At 38.8% G+C, this 13,667-nt stretch carries 12 protein-coding genes; 10 read left to right on the forward strand and 2 right to left on the reverse strand.

Translation table 11 applies throughout. From position 1 onward, the window contains the following. Positions 1–110: 110 nt before the first annotated feature. Together H5154_RS20540 and H5154_RS20545 are read right to left on the reverse strand one after the other, a co-directional pair. On the reverse strand, positions 111–1,406 hold the full coding sequence (locus tag H5154_RS20540) for a PAS domain-containing sensor histidine kinase (RefSeq protein ID WP_259398571.1): 1,296 nt from the start codon (positions 1,404–1,406) through the stop codon (positions 111–113). Next, positions 1,403–2,752, reverse strand: a complete 1,350-nt coding sequence (locus tag H5154_RS20545; protein WP_145234997.1) for a sigma-54 dependent transcriptional regulator — start codon at positions 2,750–2,752, stop codon at positions 1,403–1,405. Before H5154_RS20545 ends, H5154_RS20540 begins: the two co-directional genes overlap by 4 nt. A 344-nt stretch (positions 2,753–3,096) precedes the next feature. Here H5154_RS20545 and H5154_RS20550 point away from each other — a divergent pair, with 344 nt between their 5' ends. From H5154_RS20550 to H5154_RS20595, 10 genes are all read left to right on the forward strand, one after another. Next, on the forward strand, positions 3,097–4,347 hold the full coding sequence (locus H5154_RS20550) for an HlyD family secretion protein (RefSeq protein WP_182719469.1): 1,251 nt from the start codon (positions 3,097–3,099) through the stop codon (positions 4,345–4,347). A gap of 17 nt (positions 4,348–4,364) precedes the next feature. Further along, a complete protein-coding gene (locus tag H5154_RS20555) occupies positions 4,365–5,102 on the forward strand; it encodes an ABC transporter ATP-binding protein (RefSeq protein ID WP_145235002.1) in 738 nt (245 codons plus the stop codon). 87 nt (positions 5,103–5,189) lie between these two features. Then, positions 5,190–7,625, forward strand: coding sequence for an ABC transporter permease (locus tag H5154_RS20560; RefSeq protein ID WP_182719470.1), 2,436 nt, complete (start codon positions 5,190–5,192; stop codon positions 7,623–7,625). A 187-nt stretch (positions 7,626–7,812) separates the two neighbouring features. Continuing rightward, positions 7,813–8,274: a GNAT family N-acetyltransferase gene (locus tag H5154_RS20565; protein ID WP_182719471.1), complete on the forward strand. Its 462-nt coding sequence runs from the start codon at positions 7,813–7,815 to the stop codon at positions 8,272–8,274. A gap of 330 nt (positions 8,275–8,604) precedes the next feature. Then, positions 8,605–9,156, forward strand: a complete 552-nt coding sequence (locus tag H5154_RS20570) for a cytochrome b (RefSeq protein WP_145235009.1) — start codon at positions 8,605–8,607, stop codon at positions 9,154–9,156. 223 nt (positions 9,157–9,379) lie between these two features. Beyond that, positions 9,380–9,961 (forward strand): hypothetical protein, encoded by a 582-nt coding sequence (locus H5154_RS20575; RefSeq protein WP_182719472.1) that lies wholly within the window; start codon positions 9,380–9,382, stop codon positions 9,959–9,961. Between the two features lie 114 nt (positions 9,962–10,075). Then, a complete protein-coding gene (locus H5154_RS20580; RefSeq protein ID WP_182719473.1) occupies positions 10,076–10,960 on the forward strand; it encodes a DUF4238 domain-containing protein in 885 nt (294 codons plus the stop codon). Between the two features lie 431 nt (positions 10,961–11,391). Then, positions 11,392–11,649 carry a type II toxin-antitoxin system Phd/YefM family antitoxin gene (locus tag H5154_RS20585; RefSeq protein WP_145241243.1) on the forward strand — a complete coding sequence of 86 codons (258 nt, stop codon included), beginning with the start codon at positions 11,392–11,394 and terminating at the stop codon, positions 11,647–11,649. Beyond that, on the forward strand, positions 11,637–11,936 hold the full coding sequence (locus tag H5154_RS20590; protein WP_182719474.1) for a type II toxin-antitoxin system RelE/ParE family toxin: 300 nt from the start codon (positions 11,637–11,639) through the stop codon (positions 11,934–11,936). The genes H5154_RS20585 and H5154_RS20590 overlap by 13 nt, the downstream gene beginning before the upstream one ends. Before the next feature lie 327 nt (positions 11,937–12,263). Further along, complete coding sequence (locus tag H5154_RS20595; RefSeq protein WP_182719475.1) at positions 12,264–13,202, forward strand: DUF4268 domain-containing protein; 939 nt, start codon at positions 12,264–12,266, stop codon at positions 13,200–13,202. Positions 13,203–13,667 lie beyond the last annotated feature (465 nt).

A 13,667-nucleotide genomic window follows, 5' to 3' on the forward strand; every position in this document is an offset into this window, starting at 1 on the left:
TTGAGGGCGTACAGGTTTTTTTATCGTTGTTTTTTAGAATAGGGGCTGCTTTTACAAAGTATTCGCTGATTAAACTAAATGTTCTTTTTAGTATTTCTTTTCGAAGCTAGCTACACTGGCAATAGTATTGTTGCGACTGCACCTTGGTGTTTTTCTTTATTCGCTAAGCTCAAACTACCATGATGCTGCTCTATCACGTTGCGACAAAAGCTTAGACCAATCCCTTGACCTTGTTGTTTAGTGGTGTAAAACGGCACGAATATGTTATCGGGGTTGGCAAGGCCTTGGCCGTTATCATCAATGGTGATGCAGCTTACTTTTCCTTGCTTATGCACACCTAATGTTACTTTAACGGGCGGGGTGCTTGCTTCGATGGCATTTTTTATTAGATTGATCATGACTTGATGAATAAACGTGCGGTCGGCCTTAAAAGTTGCGGCGTCTGTTACGCAGCTAAATGCAACGTCAGGGTATATTGCGCACACTTGTTTTAAAAATGTGTCGGTGTCTATTGCTACTATATTAAGTGCCAGTGGTTTATTTATATCGCCATAGCGCGTGACAAATTCATTAAGATAATTACAGCGCTCACTTATAACATTAAGTGCTTGTATTTGTCGTGGCTCGGTGAGCTTCACGGCGAGATTTTCAGCCATTGCAGTAACTGGTGTGAGTGAGTTGCGAATTTCGTGACCGAGTACGCGAATAATTTGCTGCCATGCTTGCAGTTGGCTTTCGCGAAGGGCTGAGGTGATGTCGATCATAACAATAAGTTGATGACAGCTGCCTTGCTCTATAAATTCACTGTGGCGTATTTGCCATTGCTGGGCTGTAATAACATCGCTAAATTGCCAATGTGCGTCTTGCTTTGTAAGCCCTAATTGTTCAGCGCTTGCATAGCGTAAGGTTTGCCATTGAGTCTGTTTAAATTCGCTAAACGCATTATTGGCATAACTGAGCTTATTATATTGATCGAGCACCATGATCGGCACATTAAAATGCTCAATTAATTGGTACACCAAAAAAACATGCTGATCGTATCGCGACTTCTTTTTAAATAACTCTTCACTTAACTCAATCAAGCTTTGTTGTAATTGGTGAATACTCCCCGCCTGATAGCTGGGCTTAACGAGCTGGTTATAATCTTCGTTTAAAATGGCATCTAGGTGGGCGTAATTGCGGTTAAAGCTGTTGATCACTTTTTTATAGGTACGAATAAACAGCTTAAGATAAATAGCTAAAAATAGGATTGAGATAACGGCAGAAGTAACAACAGATAAAGCAAAATATTGGCCAATAAAATAGCACCCCAACGCTGCTAAAGTGCTACTAAAAAATGCAAAGCCAATTAAACTGCGTTCCAGCGATGAGTGATAAAGACAACTAAGTGTCATACTGCTTTTCATACGGTAATCCCGTATTTTTCAAGGCGACGATACATAGAAGATTTACCTAAACCTAATAATTTAGCGGCGTTAGGAATATGGCCTTGGGTCTGCTTGAGGGCTAAATCAATTAATTGGCGCTCTGCGTGCTCTAGTGTCATTAGTGGTAATGTGTTATTGATTTGACTGCTGTGCAGGTTTAAGTCATCGGCGGTCAATGTGTCGGTTGTTGCTAACAATATTGCCCGTTCAATCACATGGCTTAGCTCGCGTACATTGCCCGGCCAAGTATAGTGGTTTAATTCCTGTTTAGCGCATTCACTCAATGTAAGTATGGTGCTTGAGTATTTTTTAGCATGTAAATTTATAAAGTGCTCGCACAAAGGAACTATATCTTCAATGCGTTCGCGTAGTGGCGGTATTACAAACTCCAAAGTGTTTATCCGATAGTATAAATCTTCTCTAAACTGGCCTTGTTTTATCAGTGTGGCAATATCGCCATTGGTGGCACTGATCAAGCGTACATTGGTTTTTTTAGTGTGACTCGCGCCAACCATCTCAAACTCTTGGCTTTCGAGTACCCGTAATAATTTTGCTTGTTGTGGTAGTGGTATATTGGCTATTTCGTCTAAAAATAAACTGCCGTTATCGGCCAGTTCAAAGCGGCCAATGCGCTCATTTTTAGCATCAGTAAACGCACCTTTTTTATGACCAAACATTTCGCTTTCAAATAACGATTCAACAATAGCCCCCATATTCACTGCAATAAACGGTTGTGTATGGCGCGTTGACTGCTGATGAAGCCATTGTGCTAATTGGCTCTTACCCGTACCATTTTCACCGGTTAGTAAAATGTTAGCATCGGTTTTAGCCACCTTAGCTAACTGACTTATCAGTTGTTGCATAGCGTGTGACTGATACACAAATGCAGGCGAGGCACGATCGTTAAGCTGTTGCAGCAACTTTTGATTTTGTTTGTTTAACTTTTTAAGTGTGAGTTGCTGATCGAGCAATTTTAATAAGCGCTGGTTTTGCCATGGCTTTTCAATAAAGTCACACGCACCGTGTTGCATAGCGCGAACCGCTAGATCTACGCTCGACCACGCAGTCATTGCGATGACAGGGATATCTAACTGTTGTTTATGTAAGTGCTGTAAAAACGCCAAACCTTCGTCACCTGATGTGGTGTCGCGGGTAAAATTCATATCGAGCAAAATAAGGTCAATCGCTTGGCTATCTTTAACTACTGCTTGCGCGCTAAAAGGTGAGTCGCATTCGAGCACTTGGTAGCCGTTATCTTCTAAAATAAAGCGCGCGCTTAGGCGGATTTCGGGGCTATCTTCAATGATCAAAATAGTGGCAGGCATAAACTTCCAAATAGGTGAATAAGCACAGGTTGATTGTAGCGTATAGCGATTTCTATGCCAGTGATTTTATTTTTGTATTTCAGCTTGTTAGCTATTTAAAGGTGATTTCAGTAGGTGTTCCAGTCCGATTACGGACTGCTTGCGTCCGATTTTGGGTTAGCGTGTCTGTCGAAGTGAAAGCCTTTAACTAGGGCCAGTCTCAAATTGATACTGAGGAGTCCGGTATCGCCGCTCAATAAGAATTTTTAAATAGTACATACTTGTAATTGTTTGTATTTATTGATTTTTAATGTTGGCACGTGTTTCGCTATAGCTTAGATATACAAAGCATAATGCGGTGCAATATGGACATAGTAAAAACAAAAGTAGTCAAGCAGTTATCGCTTTGGCATAAGCTAATTTTATTACTGGCTGTTATTTTAATTGTGGCAGTGATTTATCAGCGCAGCAGTCAAGTAGGTGTGTCAGTATCGCGCAGTAATATTATTATTAGTGATGTACGCCAAGGCGCGCTTGCGATTACGGTTACAGGTTATGGTGAACTTAAATCTGCGCAGCAGCAATTGCTTACGGCAAAAACGTTGGCCACTGTGCAGGCTATTTTATTAAAACCAGGCGCAATAGTGACCAGTGACTCAGTGATTGTGCAGTTAGCCAATCCAGCGCTTGAGCAACAGCTCGAAAATGCGCAGCAAGAACTTAATAAACTCAATGCTAACTTACGCCAGTTAAGATTAAACAATACTCGCGAGTTATTAAACGAGCGCTCTCATGTGGCACAAAGCCATGCCGCTTACGAAAATGCCAAACTAAAATTAAAAGCTGAAACCAGTTTGGTTGAACAGGGCATAGTCTCAACGCTTAATTATCAGCGTAGCGTGTTAGACGAGCAACAACTTCGCCAGCAATTAGCAATAGCTAAGCAACGTTCAGAGCAACTAAAAGCCGTACACATAGAATCTGAAAACATTCAGCTTGAGCAAATTAAACAGCAACAAGGGTTAGTAGTTATGGCACAAACACAATTGGCCAATCTATCTGTAGTAGCGGGAATGGATGGGGTATTACAGCGTTTACCGATTGAGCTTGGGCAAAGCGTAAATGCAGGGCAAGAAATTGCGCTTATCGGCTCGGTTGATTCGTTAATTGCAATTATTCAAGTACCACAAAATCAAGTAGATGATATTCGGTTAGGGCAGCTCGCAGAAGTAGATACACGCCGCGGTGTTGTTATGGCAAAGGTGTCACGCATCAGCCCTGTGGTGAGTAATAATACAGTAGAGGTAGAGTTATCGTTGCCTAAAGAGCTCCCTGAAAATGTTCGGCCGCAATTAACAGTCGATGCCAATATTAAGGTCGCACAGCTAAAAGATGTTACTTATATCGAGCGCCCAGCAAACGTAAAACCGCACAGTGTAAGAGAGCTGTATCAGGTAAACTCACAGCAGCAAAGCGCACGCTTGGTTGATATCAAATTTGGTCGCGAGGCTGGGCGCTTTATCGAAATACTAAGCGGCGCACAGTTAGATCAGCAATTAATTATTTCAGATTTAACCAACCTTACTCGCAGCAATAGCGAAATTCTAATTAACTAATGAACAGGACAAAAATAATGACAGAGCAAAAAATAACGAACACCCAAGCCGATGTCGTATTAGCAATGAAAGGAATTAGTAAGGTATTTGAAACCCAAGAGTTACAAACCTATGCACTGCGTAGTATTGATTTGTGTATTTATCGCGGTGAATACTTGTCGATATCGGGGCCATCTGGCTGTGGTAAATCAACATTACTTTCATTATTGGGTTTACTTGATATGCCAACCAGCGGTGAATATTTAATTGACGGTAAAGACGTCTCTGCACTTTCGCTAAATCAGGCTGCTGAAATTCGCAATGCAAAAATAGGATTTATTTTTCAATCGTTTAATTTAATTGACGAGTTAAGTGTGTTTGACAACGTGGCATTACCACTGCGTTATCACCACTGTAAACCAAACAAGCAAATAATTGCTGAAAAAGTAAAAGCGTGCCTTGAAAAAGTAGGGCTTGGGCATCGTATGAGTCATAAACCTAACCAATTATCAGGAGGACAGCAACAACGCGTGGCGATAGCCCGAGCGCTGGTGACTGAACCGGCAATATTATTAGTTGATGAGCCAACGGGTAATTTAGACTCAAAATCGGGAGATCAAATTATGCACGTATTAAGTGAGCTACATGCAGCCGGCACCACTATTTGCATGGTGACACATGACCCGCGTTACTGTGATATGGCTACAAGGCAACTAAAGCTATTGGATGGTGAGATGCTAGGGGCTGTGGGTATAAAAGATCAGCTAAGTGCTTAAATAACCTGTTTAGTGAGAGTAAAATGGAATATCCAAAAATAATAAAACGTCAATGGCTATTAAGGGATAACTTAACGGAGTGCCATAATGACTTATAATTTAAAAAGTGCATTACTTAATATAACTAATCATAAAGTTTACAGTTTAAGTGTTGTAGCGACGTTAAGTATTGTTTTAGCTGCATTAATTACTGTATTAACACTTGCCTATATTATGCTGTTAAAACCATTGCCATACCCTGAGCAAATGCGGTTAGTAAAAGCTGAATATGCTCAAATAGACCAAACCGGGGCGCTTAATACCCGCGCTTTTAATTACCCTGCACTGATTGATTTATATAAAAATCATAACTTATTTGAGCAAGCTGCGTTGGTGTATTACGGTGAACAACGCCTTGATGATGTAGCGGGCTTACCCATAGTAAACACCTCATTTGTTACCCCTCAGTGGTTTGAAATGTTTGCAATTAAGCTACATTTAGGACGAGGTTTTACGCAAACCGAAGCTCTTGATAGTTTTAACCCCGTTGCCGTTATAAGTTATCGAACATGGCAAAATGACTTTGCCAGTAAAGAAAACATAATAGGTCAAACACTTAGTGTGGGCACTCAGCAATTCAAAATTATAGGTGTGGCTGCAGCCAACTTTAAATCGCCTGCACTTATCAAAACAGGGCAGGTCACTGACGTATGGTTGCCGTGGGATTATAATTTAACCTCTGCAGAGGCTAAACCATTTTGGTGGAACCGTTACTCGCGCAGCCATTTTGTGGCTAAATTACCAAGCGATGTAAGCATTGAGCAGGCGAGTAAAAGGTTATCGCAGTATGTGGATGATGTATGGCAACAGCATATTACGACCGAAGCATTCTTTGCAGGTTGGCATATCGAACTTGAGCTAAACACCTTGCAAACAGTAATATTAAAAGAGACACCGCAGAATATTTATTGGCTCATTTTAGCTGTAACGGGGTTGGTTATTATTGCCTGTGTAAACATTAGTAACGTGTTTATTGTAAGAACTGCAGCGCGTAAACACACATTAGCACTGAGTGCGGCGCTGGGCGCAACACGGTTTACTTTGTTTAAACAGTTTTGGCTGGAGATTGCCTTGTTAATAGCCTTAGCAAGTATAATAGGCCTTGCGTTAGCGGCGATTTTTTTAGCAACCTTAAGCGATTTTGCCATGGCAATATTACCGCGCGCCAATGAGCTTTCTATTAATGCAGTATCATTCCTTATCACACTGGTTAGCGGCTTAATATTAACGACGCTGTTCGCTTTTTTATGTACGCGAATAGTAAATTACCAACAACTGATAAGTAGTTTAAAGTCAGCAGGAAAAGGGACGACAGTGCAGGTGGGCAAGCGCGTATGGCAAGGCTTGGTCGCTTTTCAAGTAGCTGTAGCGTGTACATTATTGTTTATTAACTTTTTAGTTTTTAGCGTTAATAAAAGTAATATTGACGAGGCTTTCACACTGCCACTTGAGCAATTAACGAGTTTAAAGGTTAATGTAGCAAGCCATGTAGCGGCTGATAGAGACAAAGCAAATCAGCTATTAGAGCAAGTAGCTAACGAGCTTGCTTTACTGCCAGAGGTTAGGCAAGTAAGTCGTTCATCATCACCTATAAACGATAATTTAATTACTTGGTCATTGGTTGAGGTAGCAAGCAATCAAAACGTATTACCTTATGGTAAATCAGTTGATGAGCAGTATTTTTCATTACTTAAACAACCCGTATTACAAGGACGTGGTTTTACAAACGAGGATACTAAAAGTAATGCGAATGTTATTATTATTAATGATGTACTAGCAGAAAAATTATCAAATGATGGTAATGCATTGGGCATGCATTTGAGTTTTGATATAACTTCAGGGCGCGAAAATGATTTAGTAATAATAGGCATAGTTAAAACAATGCTTATACCGGGGAAAACGTCGCTTGAGCCTAAAGCTTATTTGACTCGTGCTGGTTATAATTCATTTATTATCGAGTTTAAAAATGCTCAGCACTTAACAAAAAATACGCTTAACACCTTATTACAATCTATTGATTCAGGCTTATCAGTTCATCAATTAGCGCCATTAAATGCACAGCGCGATACAGCACTGTTTCGTCAATATGTAGTATCGGCGACAACGCTGATGATCATTGCTGCCACTATTGCCTTAACCAGTATTGGTTTGATAGGTATTATGCGCTACTCAGTGTTATTAAGGCGTGCTGAAATTGGTATTCATTTGTGTGTTGGCGCAAAGCCACTGGCATTGTTTTTGTTAGTATTTAAGCAAAATGGCAGCGCAATCGTAACGGGTATAATACTCAGTATTGCGTTATTGCTGGCTTTACAACAACCACTACAACTGATTGCGGATGGAGTACCGCAAATTATGCAGCTTGGTATGTTATTCATGACTTTATTGTTTGTAATTAGCCTTGGCGCACTGGCGTGTTATTTACCTTTAAGTGCCCAGCTAAAGCGCCCTGCAATTTACGGTGTACAAGGATCACAACAGTAAAGTGTGTAGTTTAGGAGGGACTGATTGAGTAAAAGGCTTAAATCAGCTCCTTCAACTAGCTCTTTTAAAAACACTTTATAAAATTTGGCACGTTGATAAGTTAATAATAATTATAAAGATGGTACGGGCTGAATGTTATTATCTGCAGTCTATACAACTAAAAATGCTACAACAGGGATTTCAGTCAATGATTGCAAAGTTAGATAATGCAAATGAGGCAGTCGCAAAGCAAATTTTCAGCACCTTTCAACGCTCTTATAAAATAGAAGCTGAATTAATAGGTACGCAGAATTTTCCGCCTTTATCGCGCACTGTTAATGATATACACAATTCGCAAACGCTTTTTTATGGATTTTATGACGATACTCAGCTTGCAGGGGTTATTGAACTGGTAATTATCAATGAGCGATTAGAAATTAATAGCTTAACGGTTGACCCAAAGCATTTTAGAAAAGGCATCGCCGATAAGTTAATCCGCTATGCGTTAACTAACTTTATTGAAACAGCATCAACAGCGATAGTTGAAACCGCAGTAGTTAACGAGCCCGCTATTAAGTTATATAAAAAGCATGACTTTGTTGAGTTTAAAAGATGGACGCCCGATCACGGTATTGAAAAGCTGGCCATGATTCGAACTGGCATTGTTTGATTCAAAAGCCACAGTGTAAAAAAATGTTGTAAATTCAATTTTTTTTCAATTATTAGTTTAACTAGCAAATACTTATCGAAAGGTAACCAACGGTTGTTATTTTTTTATGCCAATCACTTAAGTTTATTTTAAGTTTTACTGTTTACGCTTAACCAACCATATTTAAACATGATTTTTGAAATACAAATTTTATGTTTTAGATCACTAAATACTTAGTAACGATAGGTTACTGTATGTGGAGTATTTAATACGTACAAGGGTAGAGGTTACCTCTTCAAGCTCTCAAAACATAAGAGCTAGGTTGAGACGTTTCATTTTTCGAGAGGCATTATGAATTTAAAAAACACGACAACTCATTACAATACGCTCTCCATTGCTTTGCATTGGCTGATGTTCATATTGATTGTCGCTGTTTACGCAAGCATTGAACTGCGCGAATTATTCGACAAAGGGACTACAACCCGAGATGCCTTTAAAATGTGGCATTTTATGCTTGGTTTATCGGTTTTAGCTTTAGTAAGCGTTAGGCTAATTGCTCGCGTTGTGGGTGGCTCGGCTCCTGATATAAAACCAGAACCAGCTAAATGGCAAAATAACCTGGCCAAACTAGTGCATGTTATTTTGTATGGGTTCATGTTTGCTATGCCTATTGCGGGATGGTTAATTTTGAGCACGGCAGGCAAACCAATTCCGTTTTTTGGTCTAGAGCTACCGCCATTGGCCAGTAAAGATTTAGACTTGGCTAAAACCATCAAAGAGCTGCATGAAACTGCTGGGGAAGTTGGCTATTACTTGATTGGATTACATGCCGCCGCCGCCTTATTCCACCATTATGTTTTATCTGATAATACGGTTGCACGAATGCGTTTGCCGAAAAAATAACAGCTAATTAAGTGGTCAAACTGTTGTTTGCTCACATATTCAAGGATATGAGCGACGCGCGTATATTGTTCCATTTAGATCTACTTAAAGATAATAGAAAACTTAGTGGTAGTAATATCTTAGCTAATTTGTTAAAACTGTGTAAAGTATACTTATGAGTGTGGTCGGAGCAAAATATCCGCTCTTAGCGCACTATAAAATTCTTATAACTCAGGGGAGTATCATGGACGTATTTAGCCCATTTGCCACAATAGTCGGCTTAATCTGTAATTATAAATCTGAAAACAGAGCCGCTTCTGACGATGAATATAGAGAATTTGTAGAATGGCTTGATAAAAAACGACATAAAGACATTATTGATGAACTTAACTCAAATCATCTACTAGGTTTGAGCTTGAAAAACCTTCTCAATCAAAGTAATGACTTAGTCGTGAATAAACTTTCAGATCTTGATAAGTCACTTATAGATATCGCATCACGAATTGACGGATTTAAGGATATAGCAACTGCAGTTTCAAAGCACGAAGGTCTTTCCGATCAAGCTATTTCTATTTTAAAACAATTTGATAAATCTGGTGGCCGTGTGTTTCTTGAAATTAACTGCAATGCTGGCACTGATTACCAAATAATGGATGGATCTCGTGGTAAAATCGTCATGGATGAGCCTCGTTTCATAAATGACGACCTTGATAAACTATGTGAACTTGGTTTATTGACCCCGGATTACAATGAAAGTGGCGGGCGTCTATTTCGTATAACTAGAATAGCAACTTCATTAGTAAAGCAAGTAGCAAATGAGTTATAACAAGTTGCCTAAGTTCACCGCAAAAAGCGCGGCTGGGACAAATACTCACTGGGCTTCGCCCAACAACATTCGCATTTGCCCCTTGACAAAGCGTTGGTATGACCACGAGGTACAATGAATTCAGTCAATCATCACTACATTCCTAAGTTCTATCTTCTAGGTTTTACATCAGATAATGGACGTATTCAAGTTTACAATAAAACATATTGTAAGTTTGAGAGTGATAAGCACACTCCAAAAACGGTTTTGTTTGAAAAGAATCTTAATACAATTAAAATGAAGGGTAAATTAACTGATGACCTAGAAAAATTGTATGGATGTATTGAAACAAGGTTTAGCGAGTATGTTTCATTGATTAGAAACAGAGAAATTAATGATGAAATCATTTCAAAAGAGGGGATTTTACTACTTAAGCAGTACATCGCATTCCAGTTTTGGCGTTTACCTTGTTTTGATGCTTATGCCGATGAATATATGGCTTCTCTAGATCTAAGTAAATTTGGAGAGAAATTGATCATAAATGAAAATTATGTAGGAAAAACCAAGACCATCAAAGAAATGCTTAAATCTGATTCTGGGTTTAGACATTACTTTAGATGTTTCATACTCCCACTTATATCCTTCGATTTCACTCTTAAAGATGATGATTTAAGCAAGTGGAAGTACCATCAAATAAACGATGGCGTGTGGAATAACTTACCTTGTAGTGACAATCCACTGCTAATAGAAAATTTTACTGAAGTACACTCATTTAATGCTAAAATAATATTTCCAGTGTCAAACACACAACTTATAAGTTACTCTCCAGATGCAATTAAAAGTAGAACTTTTGATGCTACTTTCTCAACTAAATTATGTATGTTGATTTATGCACAAGCAAATAAATATTTCATTGGAACTAATAAAGAGCAAATGAAAAAAGTGATTGATTTATATGAAAATATTCCAATTGTTGATGCAGTGTTCTTTTTGAAAAAAGATGTTTTTGATTCACTTTAAGTCATATAACACATATGAGCCTTAACTCTGTCAATAGGCACTAGTATTCCTTTTGACCGTTTTTGTTCAGTGACGGTCAATTCTAAATCAATAAACAAATTCGTTTACTTCGTCTGTCGATGTGGCTGTTAAGCAAGTAGCTTACGGCAAACACATATAGAGGCGCTTTTATCGCAGCCAGGTTTTCCCATATCCTTTTGGGGTCGCTGGGGCACTACGACCAAATGGATTTAGAAGGTAGAGCGAAGCAGTATGCCAGAGCCGAGACATTCATCGGTTAACTTCATCATGGCACTACTCAAGAGGGCTGGTTTCATCAATCGAATATGTCAGTCTATTTTAGTCTAATTTTAATCTACATGCTCGTTAGCTGTGTTTCCTAAATTGCTTACTCAGTGCTACTATAGTGATACATTTTTGTGGAGGTTATTATGAGAGTAGAGTTAGTAACAACATTGAAACGCCAAGCGACGAAAATATTATCTGAACTGCATTTAACTAAAGAGCCCGTATTAATCACCGAACATGGGCAACCGTCAGCGTATCTTGTTGATGTTGATGACTTCGAATTCATGCAAAAACGTATGCAAATCCTTGAGGCGTTAGCTAAAGGCGAGCAGGCAATAAGTAGAGGAGAAACTATGTCTAATATTGAAGCTAAAGAGAAAATGAATAAATGGCTGAAATAATCTGGACAAATCCTGCTCTGGAAAATCTAAACGATATCGCTGAATATATTGCATTGAGTAACTTGCTGTCAGCTAAAAAGTTGGTGGCGAAAATCTTTGCTAAAGTTGAACGCCTTGAAGAGTTCCCTGAATCAGGGAAAACACCGATTGAACTATCAAATCTGAATTACCGTGAAGTGATAGTTAATCCTTGTCGTATATTTTACAAAATAGACAATGATAAGATTTTTATTTTACACATAATGAGACAAGAGCGTGATTTACGTAAGTTCTTGTTGCAAATGTAGCTTACACTAATCGGGTAGCCTGAGCTCTTTCAACATCACCCATATGCGCTTTTTATTTACAGTAAGTGCAGTGGGCGGTTCACCTCCTGTAATCACGATGTACTGATAAGGCTAGGCACTTACCACCTAAAATAAGCCACTCAAACACCTGCAAAAATGCCAATTAAAACAACACCAAGCCCTCTTTTTTATATTTTACGTGAAAGCCAGTTGTCGATTGAATCAAAATAGCAACTGGGCTATGGTTGAACCATCAATAAAAATAAATTAAAAACGAGTAATTCTACAGGCTCGTTTTATGCCAGTCGGATAAATAGGAAGTAATATATGTTTGGTGAGTTGAAGAAAGTTCCCTTACGAGATATTTGGGCGCACGAAGCGCAAGACTTTACTCCGTGGTTAGCAGAAAATATTGAAGAACTAGGTAATGCAGTCGGTTTGGAGCTTGAGTTGATTCAAGAAGAAGCTAGTGTGGGGAGTTTTTCTCTTGATATCTTAGCTAGGGATCTTGGTTCCGCTGAAAATGTTATTATCGAAAACCAGTTTTCTCAAACTGATCATGATCACTTAGGTAAGTTGCTAACATATGCAGCTGGTTTTGATGCTTCATTTGTAATTTGGGTTGCTGAAACAATTCGTGAAGAGCATCGACAAGCCTTAGACTGGCTAAACCACAGAACAGACAATCAAACTCAATTCTTTGCCGTTGTTGTTGAAGTTATTAAAATCGATGACTCAAAACCCGCGTTTAACCTAAAACCAGTTGTATTTCCAAACGAGTGGCAAAAGAGCAAGTCTGCAAATAAGTCTGTTCAAAAAACAAGTGCTAAATCTGAAAAGTATCGCGAATACTTTCAAGGTTTAATTAATGAGTTGCGAGACGATCACAAGTTTACTTCAGCTAAGGCTGGCCAACCCCAAAACTGGTATTCATTTGCTTCAGGTATCTCAGGTATCAACTATGGCGCAAATTTTTGTCAAGGTAATAAAGTGCGGACTGAGCTTTATATTGACTTTGGCAACGCTGAACAAAATGAGTCATGTCTGAGCTATTTACTTGAAAGCAGAGATGGTATTGAAAGTGAATTTGGTAATGTGCTTTCATGGGAGCCAATAGAGGGTAAAAGAGCCACTAGAGTAGCGGTTTATCGTGACGGTTCGATTTTAGATGAGAGTGATCTTTCTGATATTAAATTATGGCACATTATTAACTTAATTAAGTTTAAACATTTGTTTGGTAAAAGGATTCGTCAGCACTTAAAATAGGCGCATATGAAATATAAGCAGTGCTCTGCAATAATCCTTACGTTATTAGCATAGCATTTGCTTATAGCCCTCTAAAGCGCAGCGCCTCTTAACCTTTTTTGTGAATAATTCAATTAAAGATCTTTTGCACAAAGAGAAGAGAATGAGAAGTAAATTAGGATGAACTTGAAGGCTAAAATTGGTGTGTGAAAACCGCTAGGGCTAGGTCTTGTCTAATCCCTTTGTTTCCAGTAACGATTTTTACAAGTTAAAAGACCACTTTTTAATTTAAGTCGATTTAGCTACGGCTAACTTAACCAACTGTAGTTATATTAAAAAAATATGCTTGACTTAAATTAACGGCACTTTTATTTTTTCGTTGCTCGTTGCTCTTTGCTCGTTTTCCGTTTTCCTTTGTCCTTTGCTCATTTTCGGTTGTTAGTTTCTCTTTTTGTGCTGATTATTTTCAATTTGCAATGACTCGTT

The organism is Pseudoalteromonas sp. SR44-5, assembly GCF_014163675.1.
GTDB lineage: Bacteria > Pseudomonadota > Gammaproteobacteria > Enterobacterales > Alteromonadaceae > Pseudoalteromonas > Pseudoalteromonas rhizosphaerae.

Excerpts from the sequence above, each read along its gene's own strand:
- H5154_RS20540 (WP_259398571.1), bottom strand. The coding sequence starts at position 1,406 with ATGAAAAGCAGTATGACACTTAGTTGTCTTTATCACTCATCGCTGGAA.
- H5154_RS20545 (WP_145234997.1), bottom strand. The coding sequence starts at position 2,752 with ATGCCTGCCACTATTTTGATCATTGAAGATAGCCCCGAAATCCGCCTA.
- H5154_RS20550 (WP_182719469.1), top strand. The coding sequence starts at position 3,097 with ATGGACATAGTAAAAACAAAAGTAGTCAAGCAGTTATCGCTTTGGCAT.
- H5154_RS20555 (WP_145235002.1), top strand. The coding sequence starts at position 4,365 with ATGACAGAGCAAAAAATAACGAACACCCAAGCCGATGTCGTATTAGCA.
- H5154_RS20560 (WP_182719470.1), top strand. The coding sequence starts at position 5,190 with ATGACTTATAATTTAAAAAGTGCATTACTTAATATAACTAATCATAAA.
- H5154_RS20565 (WP_182719471.1), top strand. The coding sequence starts at position 7,813 with ATGATTGCAAAGTTAGATAATGCAAATGAGGCAGTCGCAAAGCAAATT.
- H5154_RS20570 (WP_145235009.1), top strand. The coding sequence starts at position 8,605 with ATGAATTTAAAAAACACGACAACTCATTACAATACGCTCTCCATTGCT.
- H5154_RS20575 (WP_182719472.1), top strand. The coding sequence starts at position 9,380 with ATGGACGTATTTAGCCCATTTGCCACAATAGTCGGCTTAATCTGTAAT.
- H5154_RS20580 (WP_182719473.1), top strand. The coding sequence starts at position 10,076 with ATGAATTCAGTCAATCATCACTACATTCCTAAGTTCTATCTTCTAGGT.
- H5154_RS20585 (WP_145241243.1), top strand. The coding sequence starts at position 11,392 with ATGAGAGTAGAGTTAGTAACAACATTGAAACGCCAAGCGACGAAAATA.
- H5154_RS20590 (WP_182719474.1), top strand. The coding sequence starts at position 11,637 with ATGGCTGAAATAATCTGGACAAATCCTGCTCTGGAAAATCTAAACGAT.
- H5154_RS20595 (WP_182719475.1), top strand. The coding sequence starts at position 12,264 with ATGTTTGGTGAGTTGAAGAAAGTTCCCTTACGAGATATTTGGGCGCAC.